We start from the raw sequence: 24,723 nt of genomic DNA on the forward strand, positions 1-24,723 counted from the left end.
TGGGTCGGGTCAGCCCTTTCCGTGGCTAGCTGGTACGACGAAACCGAACGGCGTGAGCCGATATCTCAAGCGGCGAAGCGGCGGCACGTCGTCGACGCCGCCTTTCGCCCAGGGGTGGCAGCGCGCGATGCGGTAGACGCCGAGGGCCGAACCCACGATGAGCCCGCGCTGCTGGATGGCCTGCAGAGTGTAGGAGGAGCAGGAGGGGTAGTAGCGGCAGACATCACCGTAGAGCGGAGAGATCACGGCCCGGTACCCACGCAGCACCAGAACGGCGAGATTGCGGGGGAGGAGCAGCAGCGCGGTCAACACCGACGTCATGCGAGCACGGATCCTTTGGTGAGAGAACGCGACAGTTCATCGAACAGTACCCGGTAAGGCTGGGACGCGGCTCCGGGTAGCGCCCTCACCACCACGTCGACTCCCGGTCGCACGTGGGGGAGGAGTTCGTAGCAGGCGGCCTTCATGCGCCGGCGAACCCGGTTGCGCACGACGGCGACGCCGACCGTCTTCGCCACGATGAACCCGAAACGCGCATCCGACGACGAATCGGATGCGCGAATGTAGGTGACGGTGTTGGGCCCCACGTGTTTCGAACCACGTCTGACGGTGGCGCGATAGTCACCACCGTGGGTGATGCGATTGGCTGAGGCCAACACCGCCGGGCGAGGGAGAACTCAGGCGGAGAGCTCGGTGCGGCCCTTGCGGCGGCGAGCCGAGAGGATCGCACGGCCCGCGCGGGTGCGCATGCGCAGACGGAAGCCGTGCACCTTGGCGCGGCGGCGGTTGTTCGGCTGGAAGGTTCGCTTGCTCATCTTGATCTCCGTGATCGGCCGGCGTTCGAATGGTTCGCCGCCGTGAAGTGGTCGCGTCGTGACGACGTGGGGGTGTGTGGACAGAGGTCCACGAGTCAACTGATTAAACCTACGGCCTGAATCGCCGTGGGTCAAACGGGATGCCGCAAAGAATCAATTATCCACATCCTGTGGACAGAAGTTGTGTAGGACACGCGGCCCGTCAATACAGCGAACTTGCCCTCCGGCATGGCAGTCACTAGCGTAGCTTCCTACAGTTATTCACAGCCGGCGGGGGCGCGCGAAATCGGCAGCGGTCGAACGGACGGGTTCGGCATGCAATTGAAGGTTCGACAGGAGTTTCCTTGGCTGACGGTGCCGGTTCGACAGAAGACAACTGGCGCTCGGTGCTCGACGTGCTGGCGCACGACGAGCGCATCACCCCACAGCTGAAGGGCTTCCTCGGCCTCGTGGTGCCGAAGGGCATCTTGGGCGGCTCGTTCTACCTCGAGGTGCCGAACGACTTCACCCGCGACATGCTCGAGCAACGCGTGCGCCCCTCCTTGCTCACCGCACTCGGCACCCTCGACCCGCGCCTCGCCGTCTCCAACTTCTCGGTGGTTGTAAACCCCGACGTCGACGGCTTCGAGACCGTCACCGTCACCGACCCGGCCCCCGAGGCGAGCTTCACCGACCCCATCGTGCAGAGCGCACCCGCCGTGCAGGAGACCGTGGGGCCGCTCCGGAACAACGACACCCGCCTCAATCCGAAGTACAGCTTCGACAACTTCGTCATCGGCGGCTCCAACCGCTTCGCCCACGCGGCGGCGGTCGCCGTGGCCGAGGCGCCGGCCAAGGCCTACAACCCGCTCTTCATCTACGGTGACTCCGGGCTCGGCAAGACGCACCTGCTCCACGCCATCGGCCACTACGCCATCTCGCTCTACCCGGGCGTGCGGGTGCGCTACGTGAGCTCGGAGGAGTTCACCAACGACTTCATCAACTCGATCGCGAACAACCGCGGCGCCGCCTTCCACAGTCGCTACCGCGACATCGACCTGCTGCTCATCGACGACATCCAGTTCCTCCAGGGCAAGGCCGAGACGCAGGAGGCCTTCTTCCACACCTTCAACACCCTGCACGACCACAACAAGCAGGTGGTCATCACCTCCGACCTGCCGCCCAAGCACCTCACCGGGTTCGAAGACCGGATGCGCACCCGCTTCGAGTGGGGACTCATCACCGACGTGCAGACCCCCGACCTCGAGACCCGCATCGCCATCCTGCGCAAGAAGGCGCAGAGCGAGCGGCTCCGGGTGCCCGACGACATCCTCGAGTTCATGGCGTCGAAGGTCTCCTCGAACGTGCGGGAGCTCGAGGGCACCCTCATCCGCGTCACCGCGTTCGCCAGCCTCAACCGCACCCCGGTCGACATGCAGCTCGTGCAGACGGTGCTGAAAGACCTCATCACCCTCGACGACGACAACGTCATCGCCCCGGTCGACATCATCAACCACACCGCCGAGTACTTCAGGCTCTCGGTCGACGACCTCTACGGCTCGTCGCGATCGCAGGCGATCGCGACCGCACGCCAGATCGCCATGTACCTCTGCCGTGAGATGACGAGCCTGTCGCTGCCGAAGATCGGCCAGCTGTTCGGTGGCCGCGACCACACCACGGTGATGTACGCCAACAACAAGATCGGCAAGCTGATGACCGAGAAGCGGTCGATCTACAACCAGGTCACCGAGATCTCGAACCGCATCAAGCACAACCAGCGCTACAAGGGCGCCTGAGCGACTCCTGACACGGTTGTCCACAGATTGTGAAAAGAATGTGGATAAACCGGCTCGAGATGTTGATCACTCGAGCGAGGATGTGGATTCGTTCATCGAGACGTCACCCGGGCGTCGACCGCGTCCCCATGTCGTTCACACGGATTCGACAACTCACAAAGATGTAGTTTCCGGAATCGGCGCGGTTTAAACAGATTTATCCACATATCCACAGGCGTTAAGACCATTAAAAAATCTCTCTTAATGAAAATCCCTCCGATAACCTCGACGCGCTTCGGGCGGGTGCGGACGCGACCCGAATGACAAGTCCTCCACCCGATAGCATGGAGCGACCCCAGGTCTCCAACACCGACAGAGGTGACTTCGTGAAGTTCCAAGTAAACCGAGACGTCTTCAGCGAAGCCGTGTCATTCGCCGTCAAGCTGCTGCCGCAGCGCACCACGCTGCCGATCCTCAGCGGTGTACTCATCGAGGCGAACGACGAGGGTCTCACCCTCTCCTCCTTCGACTACGAGGTGTCTGCGCAGACGCAGATCGCCGCCGACGTCGAGGAGCCCGGTGTGGTGCTCGTCTCGGGCCGCCTGCTCTCCGACATCGCGAACCGTCTGCCGAACGCCCCGGTGCGTTTCGCCACCGAAGACAGCCGCATCGTCGTCAGCTGCGGCTCGGCCCGCTTCACCCTGTTGAGCATGCCGGTCGAGGAGTACCCCACCCTCCCGCAGGTCGGCGCCGAGTCGGGCCTGCTGCCCGCCGAGCAGTTCTCGGCGGCCGTCTCCCAGGTGGCCGTCGCCGCATCCCGTGACGACGTCACCCCCGTCATCACGGGTGTCCAGCTCGAGGTCACCGAGAACACCATCTCGCTGGTCGCGACCGACCGCTACCGCGTGGCCGTGCGCAACATCGACTGGGATTCGAACGACTCCGGCACCACGAGCGCGACCGCCCTCGTGCCGGCGCGCACCCTGCAAGAGGTCGGCAAGACCTTCGGCAACGCCGGCACCATCTCGGTGGCCATCACCAACAGCGACGACCGCGAGCTCATCGCGTTCAAGTCCGACAAGAAGACCGTCACGACGCTGCTCATCAAGGGCAACTTCCCGCCGGTGAAGCGGCTGTTCCCCGAGACGGTCGACAACTACGCCGTCATCAACACCGCCGACCTCATCGAGGCGACCAAGCGCGTCTCGCTGGTGCTCGAGCGCGAGGCCGCCCTCCGCTTCACCTTCACCATCGACGGCGTCACCCTCGAAGCCATCGGATCCGAGCAGGCGCAGGCCTCCGAGTCGATCGACGCGCTGCTCACGGGTGACGACACGGTCGTGTCGCTGAAGCCCCAGTTCCTGCTCGACGGGCTCTCCGCCGTGCACTCGGAGTTCGTGCGCATCTCGTTCACGAAGACCGACAACCCGAACAAGCCGGGCCCCGTGCTCATCACGAGCCAGTCGTCGAAAGACCAGCCCGGTTCCGACGACTACAAGTACCTGTTGCAGCCCAACCTTCTGCTGCGCTGACACCCCCTCCTCACCAACCTCACGCAAGGAGACAGTCGAACATGAACATCGGACTCATCGGCCTGGGCAAAATGGGCAACAACATGCGTGCCCGCCTGAAGAACGCCGGGATCGACGTGGTCGGCTACGACACCAACCCCGCCGTGAGCGACGTGCCCGACCTCAAGGCCCTCGCTGCGGCCCTGCCGGCTCCGCGCATCGTCTGGGTGATGGTTCCGGCCGGGGCCATCACCGACTCGGTCATCCACGACCTCGCCGAGGTGCTCGACGAGGGCGACCTCATCATCGACGGCGGCAACTCGAAGTGGACCGAAGACTTCAAGCACTCCGAGTTCCTCGCGCCGAAGGGCATCCAGTTCATGGACGCCGGAGTCTCCGGCGGCGTCTGGGGCCTCGAGAACGGCTACGGCCTCATGGTCGGCGGCACCGCCGAGAACGTCGAGCGCGCCATGCCGATCTTCGACGCGCTGCGCCCGGAGGGTCCGCGCGACGAGGGCTTCGTGCACGCGGGCGAGGTCGGAGCGGGCCACTACGCGAAGATGGTGCACAACGGCATCGAGTACGGCATCATGCAGGCCTACGCCGAGGGCTACGAGCTGCTCGACGCCAAGAAGGACATCATCAAAGACGTCACGGGCACCTTCAAGGCCTGGCAGCGCGGCACCGTCGTGCGCTCGTGGCTGCTCGAGCTCCTCGTGCGCGCCCTCGAGGCCGACCCCGAGTTCCACGACATCCAGGGCTACGTCGAGGACTCGGGCGAGGGCCGCTGGACCCTCGAGGAGGCGATCGAGAACGCCGTGCCGATGCCCGCCATCAGCGCGTCGATCTTCGCCCGCTTCGTCTCGCGCCAGGAGGACTCGCCGTCGATGAAGGCGGTCGCCGCGCTGCGCAACCAGTTCGGTGGTCACGCGGTCAAGGAGCTCGACTGACCGCACAGCCCGCGTCGTCAGCCGAGTTCCGCCGGCCGTGATCGTCCGCCACCTCAGCCTCACCGACTTCCGCAACTACGAGACCGCGGAGGTCGAGCTGGCGCCCGGCCCGAACCTGTTCGTGGGCAGCAACGGGCAGGGCAAGACCAACCTGGTGGAGTCGCTCGGCTACCTCAGCACCCTCGGATCGCACCGGGTCTCGACCGATCACGCGCTCATCCGCGCCGGTCGGGACTCGGCGATCGTGCGAGCACGGCTCGGGCACGAGGAGCGAGAGCTGCTGGTGGAACTGCAGCTCAACCGTGCCGCCGCGAACCGCGCCCAGGTGAACCGTGCGGCCGTCAAGCCCCGCGACCTGCCGCGCTACATCTCGACCGTGCTGTTCGCCCCCGAAGACCTCGCGCTCATCAGGGGCGAGCCGTCGACGCGGCGCCGCTTCGTCGACGCACTCCTCGGCGCGAAGACGCCGCGTCTCCTCGGCGTCTTCGCCGACTACGAGCGCGTGCTCAAGCAGCGCAACGCCCTTCTGAAGTCGGCCCGCGCATCCGGACTCCGCGACGCGAAGCTGCCGACGCTCGAACTGTGGAACGAGCGGCTGGTCGAACTCGGCGCCGAGATCATGGCTGAGCGCATCGCCGTGGTCGCGGCCCTCGCCCCGTTCGTGCGCGAGGCGTACCAGGCGGTCGCCGGGTCGGAGCAGGAGCCGGCGCTCGAGGTGGTGCTGAGCGTGCTGGCCGAGCATCCGGAGTCCGACGACGAGGAGACGGGCACCGTCTCGGCCGGATCGCCGACGCGCGAGGCACTCGCCGAGGCGTTCCGCGTGGCGCTCGAGCGGGTGGCGCGCGCCGAACGCGACCGCGGCATCACGCTCTGCGGGCCGCACCGCGACGACGTGCTGTTCACGCTGAACGGCCTGCCGGCGAAGGGGTACGCGAGCCATGGCGAGTCGTGGTCGTTCGCACTCGCGCTCAAGCTGTCGTGCGCCGAACTGCTGCGCTCCGACTCGTCGACGGGCGACCCCATCGTCATCCTCGACGACGTCTTCGCCGAGCTCGACCAGCGCCGGCGGGCGAGGCTGGCGGATGCGGTGAAGGACTACGAGCAGGTGCTCATCACCGCGGCGGTGTACGACGACGTGCCTGACGCGCTCACCGCGCACACCGTGCGCATCCAGGCCGGCCGCATCGTGGAGGAGCCCGTCGATGTCTGAGGCGCAGAACGTCTACCTGCGACTGAAGGGCGTGTTCGGAAACGCGGATGCTCGGGCCGCGCGATGGCGCCAGAAGAAGGGGAGGAGCTCCGGCGACGACGACGAGGCGAACGTGCCCTACGGGAAGGGTCGCGACCCGCGCGGTCTCGGCGACGTGATGGCGGGGCTCGAGAGCGAGCTGGGTTGGACGAGCTCGCTGGCGAAGTCCGACCTGCTGCTGGCGTGGAAGGAGATCGCGGGCCCCGACACCGCGGAGCACTCGACGCCGGTCGGCATCACCGACGCGGTGCTCACCGTCAGATGCGACTCCACGGCCTGGGCGACGCAGCTGCGCCACATGCGTGTGCTCATCATGACGACCATCGCGCAGAGGTTCCCCGACGCGGGCATCGAGTCGATCCGCTTCGAAGCCCCCCACGCCCCGTCCTGGAAACGGGGCTCCAGATCGATTCCAGGCCGGGGTCCTCGCGATACTTACGGTTGACAGGGCAAATGTGGTCAACCTCGCGAAATAAACACGTCAGCGGGGCGTCTGAGGGCCGTTTCCCACCCTTCCTTTGATAGAATTAAGGGTCGTCTTGCCCGGCCGGTGGGCGCGACACCAAGGAGCCCCATCTATATGTCTGAATCGGACAAGGTCCACCCAGAGAACGAGTACGGCGCGGACCAGATCCAGGTTCTTGAAGGTCTCGAGGCGGTGCGCAAGCGCCCCGGCATGTACATCGGTTCGACGGGCCCGCGCGGTCTCCACCACCTGGTGTACGAGATCGTCGACAACTCGGTCGACGAAGCACTCGCCGGCTACGCCACCCACATCGAAGTGGTGATGCGGAAGGACGGCGGCATAACGGTCGTCGACAACGGCCGCGGCATCCCGGTCGACATGCACCCCACCGAGAAGAAGTCGACCGTCGAGGTCGTGCTCACGGTGCTGCACGCCGGCGGCAAGTTCGGCGGCGGCGGGTACGCCGTCTCGGGTGGTCTGCACGGCGTGGGCTCGTCGGTGGTGAACGCGCTGTCGAGCGAGCTCGACGTGGAGGTGCGCCGGCAGGGCAACGTCTACCGGCAGAGCTACAAGATCGGCGTGCCGCTCGCTCCGCTGGAGAAGGGGGAGTCGACGAACGAGACCGGCACGAAGACCACCTTCTGGCCGAACCCCGACATCTTCGAGACCGTCGTGTTCGACTACGAGACGCTGCGCGCACGGTTCCAGCAGATGGCCTTCCTCAACAAGGGCCTCAGCATCACGCTCACCGACGAGCGCGGCGGCGAAGACGGCACGGAGGACGACACCGTCGTCACCTATCTCTACGAGAACGGCCTGAAGGACTACGTCGAGTACCTCAACACCTCGAAGAAGGCCGATCTCGTGAACGAGGAGATCATCTCGTTCGAGTCGGAGGACACCGATCGCAAGATCGCCCTCGAGGTCGCGATGCAATGGACGACCGCCTACACCGAGAGCGTGCACACCTACGCCAACACCATCAACACCCACGAGGGCGGCACGCACGAAGAGGGCTTCCGCGCCGCGCTCACCACGCTGGTGAACAGGTACGCGCGCGAGAAGAACATCATCAAGGAGAAGGACGACAACCTCTCCGGCGACGACGTGCGCGAGGGTCTGACGGCGGTCATCTCGATCAAGCTGGCCGAGCCGCAGTTCGAGGGCCAGACCAAGACCAAGCTCGGCAACACCGAGGCGAAGGCGTTCGTGCAGCGTGTCGTGGGCACCGAGCTCACCGACTGGTTCGACCGCAACCCGGTGCAGGCGCGCGACATCATCCGCAAGGCCATCCAGGCCTCGCAGGCCCGCCTCGCCGCCCGCAAGGCCCGCGAGCAGACCCGGCGCAAGGGGCTGCTCGAGGGCGGCGGCATGCCCGGCAAGCTCAAGGACTGCTCGAGCCGCGACCCCTCCCGCAGCGAGATCTTCATCGTGGAGGGCGACTCGGCCGGCGGCTCCGCCATCCAGGGCCGCAACCCCGAGACGCAGGCCATCCTGCCCCTCCGCGGCAAGATCCTGAACGTCGAGAAGGCCCGCCTCGACCGCGCGCTCGGCAACGCCGAGGTGCAGGCGATGATCACGGCCTTCGGCGCTGGCATCGGGGAGGACTTCAACCCCGAGAAGGCCAGGTATCACAAGATCGTGCTCATGGCCGACGCCGACGTCGACGGCCAGCACATCACGACCCTGCTCCTCACCCTGGTGTTCCGCTACATGAGGCCGCTCATCGAGCTGGGTTACGTGTACCTCGCGATGCCCCCGCTCTACCGCCTCAAGTGGTCGAACGCCCCGCACGAGTACGTGTACTCCGACGCCGAGCGCGACGCACTGCTGGTCGACGGGCAGGCGGCAGGCAAGCGCATCCCGAAAGACAACGGCATCCAGCGCTACAAGGGTCTCGGCGAGATGGACTACAAGGAGCTGTGGGACACGACGATGGACCCCGACACCCGCACCCTCCGCCAGATCACCCTCGACGACGCCGTGGCGGCCGACGAGATCTTCTCCACCCTGATGGGCGAAGACGTGGAGTCGCGGCGCAACTTCATCCAGAAGAACGCCAAAGACGTCCGCTTCCTCGACATCTGAGCCCTCGGGCCTCGACAGAGACTGACTACTGACACATGACGGATGAACTGACCCCCGCGCCCGGCGACCGCATCGAGCAGGTCGACCTGCAGCTCGAGATGCAGCGCTCCTACCTCGACTACGCGATGAGCGTCATCGTGGGCCGCGCGCTCCCCGACGTGCGCGACGGCCTGAAGCCCGTGCACCGCCGCGTGATCTACGCCATGTTCGACGGCGGCTACCGGCCCGACCGCGCCTTCTCGAAGTCGGCGCGCGTCGTCGGCGAGGTGATGGGTCAGTTCCACCCGCACGGCGACTCGTCGATCTACGACACGCTGGTGCGCCTCATCCAGCCGTGGTCGCTGCGCTACCCGCTGGCGCTCGGCCAGGGCAACTTCGGCTCTCCCGGCAACGACGGTGCGGCTGCACCCCGGTACACCGAGACGAAGATGGCTCCGCTCGCCCTCGAGATGGTGCGCGACATCCAGGAAGAGACCGTCGACTTCCAGGACAACTACGACGGCCGCACCCTCGAGCCGATCGTGCTGCCGAGCCGCTTCCCGAACCTCCTGGTCAACGGCTCCGTGGGCATCGCGGTCGGCATGGCCACGAACATCCCGCCGCACAACCTGCGCGAGGTCGCCGAGGGTGCGATCTGGTACCTGCAGAACCCCGAGGCCGAGCGGGAGGAGCTGCTGGAGGCGCTCATCCAGCGGATCAAGGGCCCCGACTTCCCGACCGGCGCGCAGATCCTCGGCGTCAAGGGCATTCAGGATGCGTACCGCACCGGGCGCGGATCGATCACCATGCGCGCCGTGGTGAACGTGGAGGAACTGCAGGGCCGCACCTGCCTCGTGGTCACCGAGCTGCCCTACCAGGTGAACCCCGACAACCTCGCCATCAAGATCGCCGATCTGGTGAAGGACGGCAAGCTCGCCGGCATCGCCGACATCCGCGACGAGACCTCCGGCCGCACCGGCCAGCGCCTCGTCATCGTGCTGAAGCGCGACGCCGTGGCGAAGGTGGTGCTCAACAACCTCTACAAGCACACGCAGCTGCAGGACAACTTCGGCGCCAACATGCTGGCGATCGTCGACGGCATCCCGCGCACCCTGCCGCTCGACGGCTTCATCACCGAGTGGGTCTCGCACCAGATCGACGTCATCGTGCGTCGCACCGCCTACCGGCTGCGTGAGGCCGAGGCCCGCATGCACATCCTGCGCGGCTACCTCAAGGCGCTCGACGCCCTCGACGAGGTGATCGCGCTCATCCGCCGCTCGCCCACCGTCGAAGAGGCCCGCGACGGCCTGATCGACCTGCTCGACATCGACGAGCTGCAGGCCCGCGCCATCCTCGAGCTGCAGCTGCGCCGGCTCGCCGCGCTCGAGCGTCAGAAGATCCAAGACGAGGCCGACGAGCTGCAGCTCAAGATCGACGAGTACAACGTCATCCTCGGCTCGCCCGCGCGTCAGCGCGAGATCATCGTCGAGGAGCTCACCGAGGTCGTCGACAAGTTCGGCGACGACCGGCGCACCGAGATCATGTTCGGCTTCGACGGCGACATGAACATCGAAGACCTCATCCCCGAAGAGGAGATGGTCGTCACGGTCACCCGCGGCGGCTACGTCAAGCGCACGAGGAGCGACAACTACCGCTCGCAGCACCGCGGCGGCAAGGGCGTGAAGGGCGCGCAGCTGCGGGCCGACGACGTGGTGGAGCACTTCTTCGTCACCACCACGCACCACTGGCTGCTGTTCTTCACCAACCGCGGGCGGGTCTACCGCGCCAAGGCGTACGAGCTGCAGGAGGCCGGGCGCGACGCCAAGGGCCAGCACGTCGCCAACCTGCTGGCGCTCGCCGCCGACGAGCAGATCACGCAGATCCTCGACATCCCCGACTACAAGACGGCGAAGTACCTCGTGCTCGCCACCCGCGACGGGCTGCTGAAGAAGACCGCGCTCACCGAGTACGACACGAACCGCACCGGCGGCATCATCGCCATCAACCTGCGCGACGACGACGAACTGGTGTCGGCGATGCTCGTCGACGAAGACGCCGACCTCCTGCTGGTGTCGAAGAAGGGCATGTCGATCCGCTTCACCGCGAGCGACGAGGCCCTCCGGCCGATGGGCCGGGCGACCTCCGGAGTCATCGGCATGAAGTTCCGCGACGACGACCGCCTCCAGGGCGCCTCCGTCGTCTCCGACGAGGGCTTCGTGTTCATCGTCACCGAGGGCGGGTACGCCAAGCGCACCTCCGTCGACGAGTACCGCGTGCAGGGCCGAGGCGGCCTCGGCATCAAGGTGGCCAAACTCGCCGAGGCGAGGGGCGACCTCATCGGCTCCCTCATCGTCGGTGAGGACGACGAGGTCCTTGTGGTTCTTGCCAGCGGCAAGGTGGTACGCTCTGCCGTGGCCGAAGTACCGGCTAAGGGACGCGACACGATGGGCGTGGTCTTCGCCCGCTTCGCGGACGACGACCGCATCATCGCGGTGGCGAAGAACACCGAACGAAACCTTGAATCGGAGCTCGAAGAGAGCACAGGGGCAGAGTCTGCCCCTGGAGAGGACGTAACGACGGATGAGTAATCTTGGCGACAAATTCGCGAAGAAGACGGCAAGAGTCGCCACCACCAAGCAGGTTCGGCTGAAGCTGGTCTACATCGACTTCTGGTCGGTGCTGAAGATCTCCTTCCTCCTCGCCATCATCCTCGGCATCGTCACCGTGGTCGCCAGCTTCCTGGTCTGGTCGGTGCTCAACCAGACCGGTGTGTTCGACTCCGTCAACACCCTCCTGCAAGACATCGCGGGCGCCGGCAACTTCGACCTGTTCGACTTCGCCTCGCTGCCGCAGGTGATGGGCTTCTCGATCGTGGTGGCGCTTCTGAACGTCATCGTCATCACGGCGCTCGGCGCGATCGCCGCCGCGCTCTACAACCTCGCGGTGCGCATCACCGGTGGAGTGATGCTCGGGTTCACCAACAAGTAAGCCGATTGGGAGATCGGGGCCTCCGTAGGGTAGTCTCGTCTCTGGTCAAAAAACGGGGCTATAGCTCAGGCGGTTAGAGCGCTTCGCTGATAACGAAGAGGTCCAAGGTTCAAGTCCTTGTAGCCCCACGAGAGATCCACAAGAAATCTCCCTCGAACCATGGTTTGATGGGGGGCCTTAGCTCAGTTGGTAGAGCGCCTGCTTTGCAAGCAGGATGTCGGGAGTTCGATTCTCCCAGGCTCCACGAATTGATGGAAGAGGATGCGTACACGCGTCCTCTTCGTCGTTAATGGCTGAGAACACGAAGAAGCCCCCGGTATTGTGCCGGGGGCTTCTTCGTGGGGAAAGCTGGTATCAGCTTTCGGGGTTGGTCTCGGGTTCGGGGTCTTCGTCGGCGATCCAGAGTTCGTCGTCGGCGCGGAAGGTCTGCCAGAGGGCGTAACCGATGCCGAGCGCGGTGACCACGCCGAGGCTCACGATCACGACCACGCCGGCCTTCGAACCGCCAGAACTCGGAACCTGCTTCTGCAGGGCCTTCGACGCCTTGGCCGCCTTCTTGCCCGCCTGCTTCAACAGCTCGGGGTTCTTCGACGACTGCAGCACCGACGCCGCGGAGGCGACCGTGCCGGCCAGGGCGGGCAGCACATCCGTGGCGAACTGGCGCTTGACGGCCTCGCCGGCCACCTTCACCTCGGCCGCCTTACGGCTGATCGTGGGAGCGACGGAGTCGACAGCCGACTTCACGCGCGGCTTCACCTCTTCGTCGGCGAGGAAGCTCGCCTGCTTGCCGGCCTCACGCAGGATGGCGTTGGCCCGGTCGATGACCGCCTGCTGGTCGACCCACAACTCTTCTGCCGTTCCCTTCAGACGCTTGAGCGCTTTGCGACGCTTGCGGGAAAGACTCATGAGAAACCTCCATCGGCGAGAGCACGGATGTCTTCATCTTGGCACGCATCGCCCGACCGTAGAAGCTCGGTCACTGATCAGACCCTCAGCAACACCTGGGCCTTCACTGGATGCGATGGCCCGTGTGCGAGAATGACGACATGCCCGTTCACACCCATGTCGCCACGCTCAACACCAACCACGGACCGATCGTCGTCAACCTCTACGGCCACCACGCGCCCAAGACGGTGAAGAACTTCGTCGGCCTCGCCACGGGTGAGCTGGAGTGGACAGACCCGAAGACCGGTCAGCCCACCACGGCACCGCTGTACGAGGGCATCGTGTTCCACCGCATCATCCCCGGCTTCATGATCCAGGGCGGCGACCCGCTGGGCAACGGCACCGGCGGCCCCGGCTTCCGCTTCGATGACGAGATCAACCCCGAGCTCGACTTCACCGAGCCCTACATCCTCGCCATGGCGAACGCAGGCCTCCAGGGCGGCAAGGGCACCAACGGCTCGCAGTTCTTCATCACCGTCGGCCCCACCACCTGGCTGCAGGGCAAGCACACCATCTTCGGCGCCGTCGCCGACGACGCCTCGAAGCGCATCGTCGACAAGCTCGCAGGTGTCGCCACCGACGCCTACGACCGCCCGCTCGACGAGGTCGTGCTCGAGAACGTCACCATCGAGGCGGTCTGAGCACTCCCCACCCTCGACGGGTCGAAGCACACCTCCGATGACCAGCGCCCCGGCGTCGTCAGACAACTACTGCTACCGGCATCCCGGTCGCCAGAGCTACGTGCTCTGCCAGCGCTGCGCGCGCACGGTGTGCCCGGAGTGTCAGGTGCAGGCGGCCGTGGGAGTGCACTGCGTGGAGTGCGCGGCCCGTGACCGCCAGCAGGCCCCGCGGGTGAAGCGCGGTCGCCCGGCGATCCTCCAGAACCTCACCGGCAGCGGGGCACCCGTCGTCACCTACGCCATCATCGCGGTGTGCGTCGTGGTGTTCCTGCTGCAGCTCATCCCCGGTGTGACGGGCGCGCTGCAGTTCGCCGGTGCCTACGTCATGCCGGCGTCGGGTATCTCGTTCGAGCCGTGGCGCATGCTGACCGCCGTGTTCGTGCACGGGTCGATCCTGCACCTGCTGTTCAACATGTTCACGCTGTTCGTCTTCGGCAGCGCACTCGAGCGCCTGCTCGGGCGGGGGCGCTACCTCGCGCTCTACCTCATCTCGGGTTTCGGCGGTTCGGTGGCCGTCACGCTGCTGACGAACCCGCTGCAGCCGGTGGTGGGCGCATCCGGTGCCATCTTCGGCCTGATGGGCGCGTACTTCATCATCAACCGGCACCTCGGCGGCAACAGCGTGCAGCTGCTCGTGCTGGTGGCGCTCAACCTCGCCTACGGCTTCTTCGTGCCGGGCATCTCGTGGCAGGCCCACGTGGGCGGCCTCGTCGCCGGCGCGCTGGTCGCCCTCGTGTACGTGCGCACCCGGCCACGGCGGCTCAAGACCGTGCAGGTGCTGCTGGTTTCGGCGGTCGCGGTGGCTCTCGTGGCCATCACCGCGGTACGGGTGCTGCTCTAGTTCTGCACCGGGTTATCCACAGGCCGGTACTTATCCACAGAACTTTCCACACTGGGGATAATCACACCCGTGTAATTATCGCCACCGGGTCGTCATGATGAAGCCGATGAAGGCGATGCCGAAGCCGATCAGGATGTTCCAGCTGCCGAGGTCGGGGATGGGGAACAGGCCCTGGCTCACGTAGAAGACGATGATCCAGAGCAGACCGACGATCATGAACCCGAACATGACGGGCTTGAACCAGACCGGGTTCGGATTCTGCGCCGAGGAGTCGTCGCTCGTGCGCTGAACCTCACGGTTGCGGCGGGCGACGTCCTTGGTGGATGCTTTGTCTCGAGCCATGCCGACGATTCTAACGGGCTTTCCCACACGGTTCTCCACCGGTTCTCCACAGGCTCGTCCACACGGTGTGGAGAGCTGGGGAGTTCGAGGCGGTCGCACAGCCAGCACCTCTTAGGATTGCAGTCATGACCGAAGAGCGGCCCGCCATCTCCGTCGATGACGAACCCCCGCTCCGACGTCCCCGCCGCCGCAAACGCAGCCTCGCCAACCGCATTGTCGGAATCGCGGGCGAGCTCCTCATCACGGCCGGCGTGCTGGTGCTCCTCTTCCTCGGCTGGCAGTTCTCGCTGAACGGCATCCTGCTGAGCAACCAGCAGTCCTCCGACGCAGGCACCCTCTCCGAGACCTGGGCAGAGCAGGGCGACGGTGGTGCCACCCCAGCGCCTCAAGCCTCCGCCCCGGCCACCGACCCCACCGCCACGACAGCCTTCGCCTACGGCGAGCCACCCGCTACCGGGCTCGAGGCTCCCGCCGACACCGAAGACTTCGCGGTGATGTACGTGCCGCGGTTCGGCTCCGACTTCAAGAAGACCATCGCGCAGGGGGTCGACCCCAAGTCTGTGCTCAACAAGGGCGGCGCGGGGCACTACTCCACCACTCAGATGCCGGGCGAGGTGGGCAACTTCGCCATCGCCGCGCACCGCGACGGCTGGGGCAGCCCGTTCCTCAAGATCAACGAGCTCACGGTCGGCGACAAGATCTACATCGAGACGCAGGACGGCTGGTACACGTACACCTTCCGCGGACTCGAGTACGTCACGCCCTACGGCGTCGGGGTCATCGACCCGGTGCCCCAGGTGGAGGGCGCCACGCCCACCGACCGCATCATCACGCTCACGAGCTGCAACCCGCTCTACATCGCCTCCGAGCGCATCATCGCCTACGGCGTGCTCACCGACTGGACTCCCCGCTCGGCCGGCGCACCCGCCGCCCTCTCCGGACTCGTAGGAGCCTGACACCCATGTATGCAGCGCTCTGGCGTCTCCTTCCCGGCCCCCTGTGGTTGCGCATCCTCATCGTCGTCGTGCTCGTGGCGGCCGTGCTCGCAGCCCTGGCGTTCTGGGTCTTCCCCTGGATCGACGAGTTGACGGCGCCCTCGCAGGATGTCACGGTGGAGCAATGACCCGCGTTCTCGTCATCGACAACTACGACAGCTTCGTCTACACGCTGAACGGCTACCTGCAGCAGCTCGGCGCCGAGACCGACGTGGTGCGCAACGACTCCTTCGAGGCCGTCGACGCGGCCGAGACGATCGGTGCCTATGACGCGGTGCTCGTGTCGCCCGGCCCGGGCAAGCCCTCCGAGGCGGGGGTGTCGATTCCCGTCGTACTCGCCGCGCTCGAGGCCGAGAAGCCGCTGCTCGGCGTGTGCCTCGGTCACCAGGCGATCGCCGAAGCGCTCGGAGCGACGGTGACCAACGCCGAGGAGCTGATGCACGGCAAGACCTCGGTGATCAGACACGATGACAGCGCCTTCTACGACGGCGTTCCCGACGGGTTCACCGCGACCCGCTATCACTCGCTCGCTGTGGTCGACGGTACTGTTCCCGACTCGCTGGTCGTCACGTCCCGCACCGACGGCGGCGTCATCATGGGTCTGCGGCACGTGAGCGCTCCGGTGTACGGCGTGCAGTTCCACCCGGAGTCGGTGCTCACCGAGGGCGGCTACCGCATGCTCGGCAACTGGCTGGCCACCGCCGGGCTCGAGGAGGCGCCGGAGCGCGCCGCGTCGCTCAACCCGCTGCTGCGCGCCGTCTGAGACCCACCGTCGGCAGACGAGTTATCCACAGACTTTACGCAGGCTGTGGAATCAGCTCGCGCAGAAGGTGATCGTCACGGGCGACTTCTGCGCCAGGTCGCCCATCGCCGACTGACTGCGCACCGTGTTGAGCTCGTTCGGCTGACAGCCGGTGACGGGTTGCCGGGTGACGGGGATGCCGTCGGCGGTGAGCCGAGCATCCGCATCGTTGATGCCGAGACCGGTGAGGTCGGGCACGGTGACGAGGCCCGTGGAGACCACGAGGTCGATCGTGTCGCCCGAGAACGAGTCGCTGCCCGCCTCGGGATCGGTGCGGATGACCACGTCGGCCGGCACGTCGGGCGAGTTCTCCTTGATGGTCTGGCCCACCACGAAGCCCGCCCCTGACAGGGTCGAGGCGGCGTCGGTGGCGGCCGTGCCCCGCACATCGGGCACGGCGACCGCCTGCTTGCCGAGCGAGACGCGCACCTCGATGACCGTGCCCGGACTCACGATGGTGCCCGAGGCCGGATCGGTCTCCACCACCTGCCCGGCCGGAACGGTGTCGCTGTTGACGTCGAAGCGCTGCGTCACCAGGTCGAGCTGCTGCAGAGTGGCGTCGGCCGCCTCGAAGCTCTGGCCACTGACGTTCGGCACCTCCCTCGACGTCGACGGCATGGCGTCGGTCGGCTGCAGGGTGAGCACCCAGAACACGATGGCGACCAGGATGACGGCGACCGAGGCGATTCCCGCCCAGATCCACACCACGGGCGGCCGCGACTGCGTGCGCACCGAGTACTCGTCGTCGCCGGCGAGCTGGGTGAGCGCCGACTCGTTGCCCTGGGTGAGGCTCGGGGGCGCGCCGAACAGCGACGACTGGAAGTCTTCGGCGGGCAGCCGCTTCGAGGGGATCTTGCCGGCCCCGGCGACCTCGAGGTCTGCCTTGAACTCGACGGCGCTCTGGAACCGGGCGAACCGGTCTTTGGCGAGCGCATGGAGCACCACCTGGTCGATCGCGGGCGACACGAAGGGATTGATGCTCGATGGTGCGACGGGCATCTCGGAGACGTGCTGGTAGGCGACGGCGACCGGCGTCTCACCCTTGAAGGGCGGCTCGCCGGTGAGCATCTCGAACAGCACGACACCGGTGGAGTAGAGGTCGGTGCGCGCATCGACCGACTCGCCGCGCGCCTGCTCGGGCGAGAAGTACTGGGCGGTGCCGAGGATGGCGGTGGTCTGTGCGACGGTGGCGGAGGAGTCGGAGATGGCGCGGGCGATGCCGAAGTCCATCACCTTCACCTGGCCGCCGTGGGTGACCATCACGTTGCCCGGCTTGATGTCGCGGTGCACGACCCCCGCACGGTGCGAGTACTCCAGTGCGGTGAGGATGCCCTCGGTGATGCGGATGGCCTCGGCCGAGTCGACCGGGCCCTCCTTGATGATGTCTTTGAGCAGCTTGCCCTCGACGAACTCCATCACGATGAAGGGGACGATGCCCTCGAAGCCGCCGGCCTCGGCCACCCGCTCCTCGCCGGCGTCGAACACCCGCACGATGGTGGGGTGCGCCATGCGCGAGGCCGCCTGCGCCTCCTGGCGGAAGCGGGTGCGGAACACCGGGTCGCCGGCGAGCGACGACTTCAGCAGCTTGATCGCGACCTGCCGCCCGAGCCGCTCGTCGCGCCCCGAGTAGACGTTCGACATGCCGCCGCGGCCGATCAGCTCACCGAGCCGGTACCTCCCCGCGAGGAGTCGGGTGTCGTCGGTCACTGGCCGTTCTCGCCGCCGTTGCCGTTGCCGTTGCCGTTGCCATTCCCGTTTCCGTTGCCGGGGTTGGTGGGCTGGCTGTTCTCGATGGTCAACACGAGCGCGGGCGAGAGGCCCGAGGCCGAGCCGGAGCAGCTCGCGCTGTACTTCACCTCGATGGTCGAGCCCGCCTCGCCGGTCGCGGTGAGCGACGCCTGCGCGGTCGTGCCGGAGGGCTGAGTGGTGACTGTCGCGCCGGTCGCCTCGACGGCGTACCCGGAGAGGGTGGTGCCGGAGGGGCAGCTGTACGAGACCCAGTTCACCGTGAACACGCCGTTCACCGGAACCGTGTCGCCCGAGACGCCCGTGCCCGCGGTGGGCGAGGTGGTGGGCGCATCCGGAACGATCACATCGGTGTAGACCGTGAGCGACACGGTCGTGCCGATCTTCACGTTGCCCACCGGTGTGGCCTGGTAGACGATGTCGACCTGGTCGGCGGCGGGTGCCGGGTTGCCGTCGACGCGCGCGGCGCTGAGGCCCATGCCCTCGAGGATGCCGGCGGCCTCGTCGAACGACTTGCCCTTGAGCTCCGCCTCGCTCACGGCGACCGTGGTGGGGCTCGGGGTCGGAGTGGGGGAGGTCGACGTCGGCGTGTTGCTCGGGGTGTTCGACACCGTGCTGGCGGGGGTCGTGGCGGGGGCGCCGCTGCCGTTGCCCTGGAACACCAGCGCGACGATGGTGCCGACGAGCACCAGCGCCAGAATGATGATGAGCACGATGAGCGGCCACGTCCACGGGCTGCGCTTCTTCGGCTCCTCCGCCTCGGCGGCAGCCGCGGCAGGGGGCACGCCCGCACCGGGCGGAACGGCGGCGGATGCGGGGGGCTGCGCGAGCACGGTCGTCGCCTGGGTGCTGCCGGGAGAGGGCATCACCGTGGTGGCGACGGTGGGCGGAAGCGGCTCGTTGCCGAGCACGGCGGGCACCGCGGCCGCCGCCGAGGCGATGTCGCCCCGGCGCAGCGCCATGGCCGCGCGGGCCAGCGCGCTGGTGGAGGAGGGGCGCTCGTCGGGCTTCTTCGCGATGCAGGAGAGCACGAGGTTGCGCACCGGTGCCGCCACCGTGGTGGGGAGGTCGGGCGGGGTCTCGTTGATCTGCGCCATCGCGATGGCCACCTGCGACTCGCCGGTGAACGGGCGCTTGCCGGCGAGACACTCGTACGCGACGATGCCGAGCGAGTAGATGTCGGTCGTGGGCGACGCCGGCTGACCGCTCGCCTGCTCGGGCGAGAGGTACTGCACGGTGCCCATCACCTGACCGGTCGCGGTGAGCGGAACCTGGTCGGCGATGCGGGCGATGCCGAAGTCGGTGATCTTCACCCGCCCGTCGGGCGTGATGAGCAGGTTGCCCGGCTTGATGTCGCGGTGCACGAGACCGGCCGCGTGAGCCGCCTGCAGGGCGAGTGCGGTCTGGGCGATGATGTCGAGCACACGGTCGGTGGAGAGCACATGCTCGCGCTCGAGGATGGTCGAGAGCGCTTCGCCCGGAACGAGCTCCATGACGAGGTAGGCGCTGCCCTCCTCCTCGCCGTAGTCGAAGACGTTGGCGATGCCCTCGTGGTTGACGAGAGCGGCGTGACGGGCCTCGGCGCGGAAGCGCTCGAGGAAGCCCGGGTCGCCCAGGTACTCGTCTTTCAGGATCTTGATGGCGACGGTGCGCCCGATCACGAGATCGGTGGCCTGCCAGACCTCGCCCATGCCTCCGATCGCGATGCGATTGGACAGCTCGTACCGGCCCCCGAAGGTCACCCCTGCTGTGGGTCTCATTTACTCAAGCCCGCCTCTAGTACTCGTTTCGCGATCGGTGCGGCTAGTTCGTTTCCCGTACCGTCCTGGCCCATCCCGCCGCCGTCTTCGACGACGACTGCGACGGCGATCCGAGGATTGTCTGCAGGAGCGAAGCCGGTGAACCACAGAGTGTAGGGATCGCCCTCCCCGTTCTCCGCGGTCCCGGTCTTACCGGCCACACTGACCCCGTCTATTCTTGCATTAGTCGCCGCGCCGCTCTCGACGGCCTCGACCATCAGCTCGGAAAGTGTCGAAGCTGTTACCGAAGTCAGCGGGGTGCCGAACTCCTTCGCCTCGAAGCCCTGCAGAAGACTGAGATCAGGTGCCCTGATCTCGTCGACGAGAGTCGGTGTCATCAGCTTTCCTCCGTTCGCCACCGCTGCCGAGAGCATCGCCACCTGGATGGGCGTCGCGACGTCGCTGCCCTGACCGAACGAGGCCAGCGCGAGCTGAGCGTCGTCGAGACCCCGCGGGAACACGCTGGTCGAGACATCCATCGGCACCGACAGCTCCGAGCCGAAGCCGAAGGCCTTCGCCATGTCGCCGAGCGCCGTCTCGCCCATCTCCATGCCGAGCTCGGCCATCGGGATGTTGCAGGAGAGCACGAAGGCCGTCTGGATGGTGACCGTGTCGCCCCCTCCGCAGGTGCCCCCGCCGGCGTTCGAGATGGTCGAGCTCGAACCGGGCAGCTGCAGCCGCGCCGGGTTGGGCTCGGTGTGGTTCACGTCGAGGCCGGCGTTCTGCACGGCAGCCGAGGTGGTGACGATCTTGAAGGTCGAGCCGGGCGGGTTCAGGTCGTTGATGGTCTTGTTGATGAGCGGGTCGCCCGGGGCGGCGAGCAGCTGGTCGTAGGTGTCGAGCACCTGCTGGCTGTCGTGCACCGCGAGGGCGTTGGGGTCGTAGTCGGGCTTGGACACCATGGCCAGGATGCGCCCGGTCGACGGCTCGATCGCGACGACCGCGCCCTGCTTGTCGCCGAGGGCGTCGTAGGCGGCCTGCTGGATGACGGGGTCGATGGTGAGCTCGACCGAGGCGCCCTGCGGGTTCTGCCCGGTGACCAACCGGTTGAGGTAGTCGAGGAACTGCGAGTCGCTGGTGCCCGAGAGGTAGTCGTTCAGCGCCTGCTCGATCTGGCTCGAGCCCTGCCCCAGCGTGTAATAGCCCGTGACGGCGCTGTAGAGCGGGCCGTTGGTGTAGGTGCGCTGGTACTTGAACTCGTCGTTCGTGGGCACCGAGACGGCGATCGGCTGCCCGTCGACGAGGATGGGGCCGCGCTCGGTGTCGTAGCTGGCGTAGATGGTGCGGGCGTTCCTGGCGTCGCTCGAGAGGTTGTCGGCCTGGAAGAACTGGATGATCGTCGTCGACACGAACAGGGTCGCGAACATGAGGAAGACGACCACGCTCACGCGTTTGAGTTCACGGGTCACGGTTCTAGATCACCAGCCTCGGCTGATTGCGCACTGTGTCCGACAGGCGCAGCAGCAGTCCGACGATGATCCAGTTCGCCACGAGCGAGGAACCTCCCGCCGCCATGAACGGCGTCGTGAGACCGGTGAGCGGGATGACCCGGGTGACGCCGCCGATGACGATGAAGCACTGCAGGGCCACCGTGAACGACAGGCCCACCCCGAGCAGCCGCCCGAAGTCGTCCTGCCCGGCGAAGCTGATGCGGAACCCGCGCGAAACGAACAGCAGCAGCAGCGCGAAGATCGCGAACAGGCCCGCGAGCCCGAGCTCCTCGCCGAGCGAGGCCACGATGTAGTCGCTCTGCGCGAGCGGCGTGATGTCGGGGCGACCGCGGCCGAGGCCGGTGCCGATGAGGCCACCGTTGGCAAGGCCGAACAGCCCCTGCACCAGCTGGTAGCTGCCGCCCACCTCGTCGTAGATGGCGGGGTTGAAGGCGTCGAGCCAGTTGGTGAACCTGTCGTTGACGTACACCAGCACCTGGCCCGCCACGACGGCGCCGACGAGGAACAGCCCCACGCCGAGCACCACCCAGCTGGCGCGCCCGGTGGCGACGTAGATCATCACGACGAACAGGCCGAAGTAGAGCAGGGCGGTGCCGAGGTCGCGCTGGAAGATGATGATCGCCATCGACAGCGCCCAGAGCACGAGGATGGGCCCGAGGTCACGGGCGCGCGGGAAGCGCATGCCGAGCACCTTCGTGCCCACCATCGACAGGCTGTCCCGGCGCGAGACGAGGTAGCCCGCGAAGAACACGGCGAGGGCGATCTTCGCCACCTCACCGGGCTGGAACGAGAACTCGCCGATGTGGATCCACACCCGCGCCCCGTAGATCTCCTGGCCGATCACCGGCAGCATCGGGAGCAGCAGGAGCACCGCCGCCACGAGCATGGCGAGATAGGTGTAGCGCTGCAGCACCCGGTGGTTGCGGATGACGACGATGACGACCAGTGCCAGCACGATCGCGATGCCGCTCCACACCACTTGGCGCACGGCGGTGCTCTCCCAGCCGGTGAGGTTCTCGGCGATGTCGATGCGGTAGATCATCGCGATGCCGACGCCGTTCAGCAGCGTCGCGATCGGCAGGATGAACGGATCGGCGTTCGTCGCCACGAAGCGCAGCGCGATGTGCAGGCCGAACACGAGCACCGACAGCCCGGTGCCCAGCGTCACCACGGTGCCGTCGGCGGCCCCCAGCGCGCCGAACTGCACCAGCACGACGGCGAAGGCGTTCACCGCGCAGACGAAGACGAGCAGGAACAGTTCGAGGTTGCGCAGCTTCTGCGGCACACGGATGCGCCGCACACCTTTCGTGGGAGGTGCGGCGGGGGCCGTGGGTGCGGTTCCCACGGGAGCTGTGGGGTTCGTCACGGTGCGGGACTCCCGCCGGGTGACGGTGTCGGTGTGGGCGTCGGCGTCGACGTGCTGCCGTCGGTCGAGCCGCCGTCACCCGATCCGCCCTCGGCACCCTCGGCCGCGGAGTCGCTCAGACGCTTCACGATGTCGAGCGCCGCGGTGACCGAGTCGGCGCTGATGGTGTTCTCGACCTGGCGTTGCGTGTAACCGGGGAGAGCATCCGTCGGGATGTCGGTCTCCTGGAACACGTGCGAGAGCTGGATGGGGCCGACCCCCTGCTGCACGCCCTGATAGATCGCGACGTTGCCGTTCGACTCGCCCACGTAGTAGCGGGTCTGGGTCCAGCGGTAGCCCGCGTAGAGGCCGAGGGCTACGAGCGCGACCGCGAGCAGCGCGGCGATCAGCCAGGTGATCTTGCGGCGGCGGCTGCGCCGGCGGTCTTCCTCGATGAGCTCGTCGAGGTAGTCCTCGGAGCCCGGCTCGAAGTGGCTCGGCTCGGTGGAGGCGGGGCCCCTCGGGTGCAGACGCAGGCCCGGGATGCGCGAGGTGCGTCGGCCCGACGACTGTTCGAACGCGATCGGTCGCGCCGCCGAGCCCACCAGCACCGGCTCCACCTCGGGGGTGTCGAGCGACTGGTGCACGTCGACCACCACGACGGTGACGTTGTCGGGGGCGCCGTGGTCGAGGCTCGACTTCACCAGCGCATCCGCCGCATCTGCCGGGGCGATGGAGTCTTTGAGGATCGACTCGATCTCGTCGTGCTCCACGACGCCCGAGAGCCCGTCGGAGCACAGCATCCAGCGGTCGCCGGGGCGCGTGTCCATCACCTGCAGGTCGACCTCGGGCGCCGCGTCGACGTCGCCGAGCACCCGCATGAGCACGGAGCGCCGGGGGTGTGTCTTCGCCTCCTCGGGCGTGATGCGCCCGGAGTCGACGAGCCGCTGCACGAAGGTGTGGTCGACCGTGATCTGGGTGAGCGTGTCGTCGCGCAGGCGGTAGACGCGGGAGTCGCCGATGTGGGCCAGGGCGACGCTGTGGCCCACGCGCACGAGGGCCGAGAGCGTGGTGCCCATGCCGGTGAGCTCCGGATGCTCGTACACGGTCTCGGTGAGCACCGCGTTGGCTGCGACGATCGCCTCCTGCAGCGCGAACTCGGCGTCGACCGCCGAGCTGTACTCCCCGTCGATCTCGGCCAGACGCTTGAGCGCGAGGGCGCTCGCGACGTCGCCGCCGGCGTGCCCGCCCATGCCGTCGGCGACGGCGAACAGGGTCTCGCCGGCGAAACCGGAGTCTTGATTGTTCGAGCGGATCTTGCCCACGTGGGACACGGCCGCGCTCACGGTCACGATGGCCACGGGCTACCGCCGGAGCTCGAAGCTCGTCGCACCGATGCGGATCGGCGTGTTCAGGGGCACGTGCACGGGCGCGGTGACCCGCACGCCGTCGAGGAAGGTGCCGTTGGTGGAATCGAGGTCTTGGATGACCCACTCGTCGCCCCAGATCATGAGCCGGGCGTGGTGGGTGGAGGTGTAGTCGTCGCGGATGACGACGCTGGAGTCGGAGGAGCGGCCGATGGTGAGCGGCTCGGCGCCGAGAGCGATCTCGCTGCCCGACTTGGTGCCCGAGGTGATGACCAGGCGGCCCGCGTTGGTGGTGGTGGCGCGCGGCGGCCCGCTCAGCTCGGTGCCGGCGACGGGGACGAAGGTGGGCACCTTCGGGGCGGGCGGGGGCGGGGCCGCGGGGGCAGCCGCTGCAGCTGCGGCGGCGGATGCTGCGGCCGTGTTGGCGGCATTGGCGGAGTTCGGTGCGGGGGCGTTCGGGGCGGCGCCCGCCGCGGCAGGAGCATCCTTCAGCTTGCGCACCCGCTGACCGAACAGGTCGGAGCGCATCGCGTAGACCACGATGAAGATGAACACCCAGAGCAGCGCCAGGAACGCCAGCTGCAGGATGAGGAGGGTGAGTTCGCTCATG

24 protein-coding genes and 2 tRNA genes are annotated in these 24,723 nt (G+C 67.1%); 15 read left to right on the forward strand and 11 right to left on the reverse strand.

The window, feature by feature from the left end; all coding sequences use genetic code 11:
* Positions 1-9: 9 nt before the first annotated feature.
* From yidD to rpmH, 3 genes are read right to left on the reverse strand one after another with little or no spacing between them, the layout of a single operon-like run.
* On the reverse strand, positions 10-321 hold the full coding sequence (yidD, locus tag HL652_RS18845) for a membrane protein insertion efficiency factor YidD (RefSeq protein WP_171706728.1): 312 nt from the start codon (positions 319-321) through the stop codon (positions 10-12).
* On the reverse strand, positions 318-659 hold the full coding sequence (rnpA, locus tag HL652_RS18850; protein ID WP_171706729.1) for a ribonuclease P protein component: 342 nt from the start codon (positions 657-659) through the stop codon (positions 318-320). Before rnpA ends, yidD begins: the two co-directional genes overlap by 4 nt.
* 18 nt (positions 660-677) lie before the next feature.
* Positions 678-815: a 50S ribosomal protein L34 gene (gene rpmH / locus HL652_RS18855; protein ID WP_022895130.1), complete on the reverse strand. Its 138-nt coding sequence runs from the start codon at positions 813-815 to the stop codon at positions 678-680.
* 452 nt (positions 816-1,267) lie between these two features.
* On the opposite strand from rpmH, the gene dnaA reads away from it, so the two are divergent.
* From dnaA to HL652_RS18905, 10 genes are all read left to right on the forward strand, one after another.
* The gene (dnaA, locus tag HL652_RS18860) at positions 1,268-2,590 is read left to right on the forward strand and encodes a chromosomal replication initiator protein DnaA (protein WP_371743651.1); all 1,323 of its coding nucleotides are present in this window, start codon (positions 1,268-1,270) and stop codon (positions 2,588-2,590) included.
* Between the two features lie 365 nt (positions 2,591-2,955).
* The gene (gene dnaN / locus HL652_RS18865) at positions 2,956-4,101 is read left to right on the forward strand and encodes a DNA polymerase III subunit beta (protein ID WP_171707459.1); all 1,146 of its coding nucleotides are present in this window, start codon (positions 2,956-2,958) and stop codon (positions 4,099-4,101) included.
* Positions 4,102-4,142: 41 nt separating this feature from the next.
* Positions 4,143-5,030: a phosphogluconate dehydrogenase (NAD(+)-dependent, decarboxylating) gene (gnd, locus tag HL652_RS18870; RefSeq protein WP_171706731.1), complete on the forward strand. Its 888-nt coding sequence runs from the start codon at positions 4,143-4,145 to the stop codon at positions 5,028-5,030.
* A gap of 37 nt (positions 5,031-5,067) precedes the next feature.
* Positions 5,068-6,240 (forward strand): DNA replication/repair protein RecF, encoded by a 1,173-nt coding sequence (recF, locus tag HL652_RS18875; protein ID WP_171706732.1) that lies wholly within the window; start codon positions 5,068-5,070, stop codon positions 6,238-6,240.
* Positions 6,233-6,724 (forward strand): DciA family protein, encoded by a 492-nt coding sequence (locus HL652_RS18880; protein ID WP_171706733.1) that lies wholly within the window; start codon positions 6,233-6,235, stop codon positions 6,722-6,724. Before recF ends, HL652_RS18880 begins: the two co-directional genes overlap by 8 nt.
* A gap of 135 nt (positions 6,725-6,859) precedes the next feature.
* Positions 6,860-8,833, forward strand: coding sequence for a DNA topoisomerase (ATP-hydrolyzing) subunit B (gyrB, locus tag HL652_RS18885; RefSeq protein WP_171706734.1), 1,974 nt, complete (start codon positions 6,860-6,862; stop codon positions 8,831-8,833).
* Positions 8,834-8,868: 35 nt separating this feature from the next.
* Complete coding sequence (gene gyrA / locus HL652_RS18890) at positions 8,869-11,400, forward strand: DNA gyrase subunit A (protein ID WP_171706735.1); 2,532 nt, start codon at positions 8,869-8,871, stop codon at positions 11,398-11,400.
* Positions 11,393-11,800, forward strand: a complete 408-nt coding sequence (locus HL652_RS18895) for a DUF3566 domain-containing protein (RefSeq protein ID WP_171706736.1) — start codon at positions 11,393-11,395, stop codon at positions 11,798-11,800. The genes gyrA and HL652_RS18895 overlap by 8 nt, the downstream gene beginning before the upstream one ends.
* 54 nt (positions 11,801-11,854) lie before the next feature.
* Positions 11,855-11,928 (forward strand) — tRNA-Ile (locus HL652_RS18900).
* A gap of 43 nt (positions 11,929-11,971) precedes the next feature.
* A tRNA-Ala gene (locus tag HL652_RS18905) sits at positions 11,972-12,044 on the forward strand.
* Between the two features lie 110 nt (positions 12,045-12,154).
* On the opposite strand, the gene HL652_RS18910 is transcribed toward HL652_RS18905, so the two are convergent.
* A complete protein-coding gene (locus tag HL652_RS18910) occupies positions 12,155-12,706 on the reverse strand; it encodes a hypothetical protein (protein WP_171706737.1) in 552 nt (183 codons plus the stop codon).
* Positions 12,707-12,846: 140 nt separating this feature from the next.
* Between HL652_RS18910 and HL652_RS18915 the strand changes: the two genes are divergently transcribed.
* Both HL652_RS18915 and HL652_RS18920 read left to right on the forward strand, forming a co-directional pair.
* On the forward strand, positions 12,847-13,386 hold the full coding sequence (locus tag HL652_RS18915) for a peptidylprolyl isomerase (protein WP_171706738.1): 540 nt from the start codon (positions 12,847-12,849) through the stop codon (positions 13,384-13,386).
* 37 nt (positions 13,387-13,423) lie between these two features.
* Positions 13,424-14,266, forward strand: a complete 843-nt coding sequence (locus tag HL652_RS18920; protein WP_171706739.1) for a rhomboid family intramembrane serine protease — start codon at positions 13,424-13,426, stop codon at positions 14,264-14,266.
* Between the two features lie 75 nt (positions 14,267-14,341).
* On the opposite strand, the gene HL652_RS18925 is transcribed toward HL652_RS18920, so the two are convergent.
* Complete coding sequence (locus HL652_RS18925) at positions 14,342-14,608, reverse strand: cell division protein CrgA (RefSeq protein ID WP_171706740.1); 267 nt, start codon at positions 14,606-14,608, stop codon at positions 14,342-14,344.
* Between the two features lie 125 nt (positions 14,609-14,733).
* Between HL652_RS18925 and HL652_RS18930 the strand changes: the two genes are divergently transcribed.
* The 3 genes from HL652_RS18930 to HL652_RS18940 are packed head-to-tail and all read left to right on the forward strand — an operon-like array spanning position 14,734 to position 16,366.
* Positions 14,734-15,564, forward strand: coding sequence for a class E sortase (locus HL652_RS18930; RefSeq protein WP_171706741.1), 831 nt, complete (start codon positions 14,734-14,736; stop codon positions 15,562-15,564).
* Between the two features lie 5 nt (positions 15,565-15,569).
* The gene (locus HL652_RS18935) at positions 15,570-15,731 is read left to right on the forward strand and encodes a hypothetical protein (RefSeq protein ID WP_171706742.1); all 162 of its coding nucleotides are present in this window, start codon (positions 15,570-15,572) and stop codon (positions 15,729-15,731) included.
* Positions 15,728-16,366, forward strand: coding sequence for an anthranilate synthase component II (locus tag HL652_RS18940; protein WP_171706743.1), 639 nt, complete (start codon positions 15,728-15,730; stop codon positions 16,364-16,366). The genes HL652_RS18935 and HL652_RS18940 overlap by 4 nt, the downstream gene beginning before the upstream one ends.
* Before the next feature lie 51 nt (positions 16,367-16,417).
* Here HL652_RS18940 and pknB read toward each other — a convergent pair whose 3' ends face one another.
* From pknB to HL652_RS18970, 6 genes are read right to left on the reverse strand one after another with little or no spacing between them, the layout of a single operon-like run.
* Positions 16,418-18,112 carry a Stk1 family PASTA domain-containing Ser/Thr kinase gene (gene pknB, locus HL652_RS18945; protein WP_171706744.1) on the reverse strand — a complete coding sequence of 565 codons (1,695 nt, stop codon included), beginning with the start codon at positions 18,110-18,112 and terminating at the stop codon, positions 16,418-16,420.
* Positions 18,109-19,911, reverse strand: a complete 1,803-nt coding sequence (locus HL652_RS18950; protein ID WP_171706745.1) for a serine/threonine-protein kinase — start codon at positions 19,909-19,911, stop codon at positions 18,109-18,111. The genes pknB and HL652_RS18950 overlap by 4 nt, the downstream gene beginning before the upstream one ends.
* Positions 19,908-21,359, reverse strand: a complete 1,452-nt coding sequence (locus tag HL652_RS18955) for a peptidoglycan D,D-transpeptidase FtsI family protein (RefSeq protein WP_171706746.1) — start codon at positions 21,357-21,359, stop codon at positions 19,908-19,910. Before HL652_RS18955 ends, HL652_RS18950 begins: the two co-directional genes overlap by 4 nt.
* A gap of 4 nt (positions 21,360-21,363) precedes the next feature.
* Complete coding sequence (locus tag HL652_RS18960; RefSeq protein WP_253743921.1) at positions 21,364-22,746, reverse strand: FtsW/RodA/SpoVE family cell cycle protein; 1,383 nt, start codon at positions 22,744-22,746, stop codon at positions 21,364-21,366.
* 17 nt (positions 22,747-22,763) lie between these two features.
* Positions 22,764-24,107 carry a PP2C family protein-serine/threonine phosphatase gene (locus tag HL652_RS18965; protein WP_171706747.1) on the reverse strand — a complete coding sequence of 448 codons (1,344 nt, stop codon included), beginning with the start codon at positions 24,105-24,107 and terminating at the stop codon, positions 22,764-22,766.
* 3 nt (positions 24,108-24,110) lie between these two features.
* Complete coding sequence (locus tag HL652_RS18970; protein WP_171706748.1) at positions 24,111-24,722, reverse strand: FHA domain-containing protein FhaB/FipA; 612 nt, start codon at positions 24,720-24,722, stop codon at positions 24,111-24,113.
* Between the last annotated feature and the right edge of the window lies 1 nt (position 24,723).

The sequence above is a fragment of the Herbiconiux sp. SALV-R1 genome (assembly GCF_013113715.1).
Classification (GTDB): Bacteria; Actinomycetota; Actinomycetes; order Actinomycetales; family Microbacteriaceae; genus Herbiconiux.

What these genes read in the sequence shown, in the direction of transcription:
- gyrA (WP_171706735.1), top strand. Translation starts at nt 8,869, where the DNA reads ATGACGGATGAACTGACCCCCGCGCCCGGCGACCGCATCGAGCAGGTC.
- gyrB (WP_171706734.1), top strand. Translation starts at nt 6,860, where the DNA reads ATGTCTGAATCGGACAAGGTCCACCCAGAGAACGAGTACGGCGCGGAC.
- HL652_RS18920 (WP_171706739.1), top strand. Translation starts at nt 13,424, where the DNA reads ATGACCAGCGCCCCGGCGTCGTCAGACAACTACTGCTACCGGCATCCC.
- HL652_RS18895 (WP_171706736.1), top strand. Translation starts at nt 11,393, where the DNA reads ATGAGTAATCTTGGCGACAAATTCGCGAAGAAGACGGCAAGAGTCGCC.
- HL652_RS18950 (WP_171706745.1), bottom strand. Translation starts at nt 19,911, where the DNA reads ATGAGACCCACAGCAGGGGTGACCTTCGGGGGCCGGTACGAGCTGTCC.
- HL652_RS18925 (WP_171706740.1), bottom strand. Translation starts at nt 14,608, where the DNA reads ATGGCTCGAGACAAAGCATCCACCAAGGACGTCGCCCGCCGCAACCGT.
- HL652_RS18940 (WP_171706743.1), top strand. Translation starts at nt 15,728, where the DNA reads ATGACCCGCGTTCTCGTCATCGACAACTACGACAGCTTCGTCTACACG.
- yidD (WP_171706728.1), bottom strand. Translation starts at nt 321, where the DNA reads ATGACGTCGGTGTTGACCGCGCTGCTGCTCCTCCCCCGCAATCTCGCC.
- HL652_RS18930 (WP_171706741.1), top strand. Translation starts at nt 14,734, where the DNA reads ATGACCGAAGAGCGGCCCGCCATCTCCGTCGATGACGAACCCCCGCTC.
- HL652_RS18915 (WP_171706738.1), top strand. Translation starts at nt 12,847, where the DNA reads ATGCCCGTTCACACCCATGTCGCCACGCTCAACACCAACCACGGACCG.
- gnd (WP_171706731.1), top strand. Translation starts at nt 4,143, where the DNA reads ATGAACATCGGACTCATCGGCCTGGGCAAAATGGGCAACAACATGCGT.
- HL652_RS18970 (WP_171706748.1), bottom strand. Translation starts at nt 24,722, where the DNA reads ATGAGCGAACTCACCCTCCTCATCCTGCAGCTGGCGTTCCTGGCGCTG.
- rpmH (WP_022895130.1), bottom strand. Translation starts at nt 815, where the DNA reads ATGAGCAAGCGAACCTTCCAGCCGAACAACCGCCGCCGCGCCAAGGTG.
- HL652_RS18910 (WP_171706737.1), bottom strand. Translation starts at nt 12,706, where the DNA reads ATGAGTCTTTCCCGCAAGCGTCGCAAAGCGCTCAAGCGTCTGAAGGGA.
- HL652_RS18880 (WP_171706733.1), top strand. Translation starts at nt 6,233, where the DNA reads ATGTCTGAGGCGCAGAACGTCTACCTGCGACTGAAGGGCGTGTTCGGA.
- HL652_RS18935 (WP_171706742.1), top strand. Translation starts at nt 15,570, where the DNA reads ATGTATGCAGCGCTCTGGCGTCTCCTTCCCGGCCCCCTGTGGTTGCGC.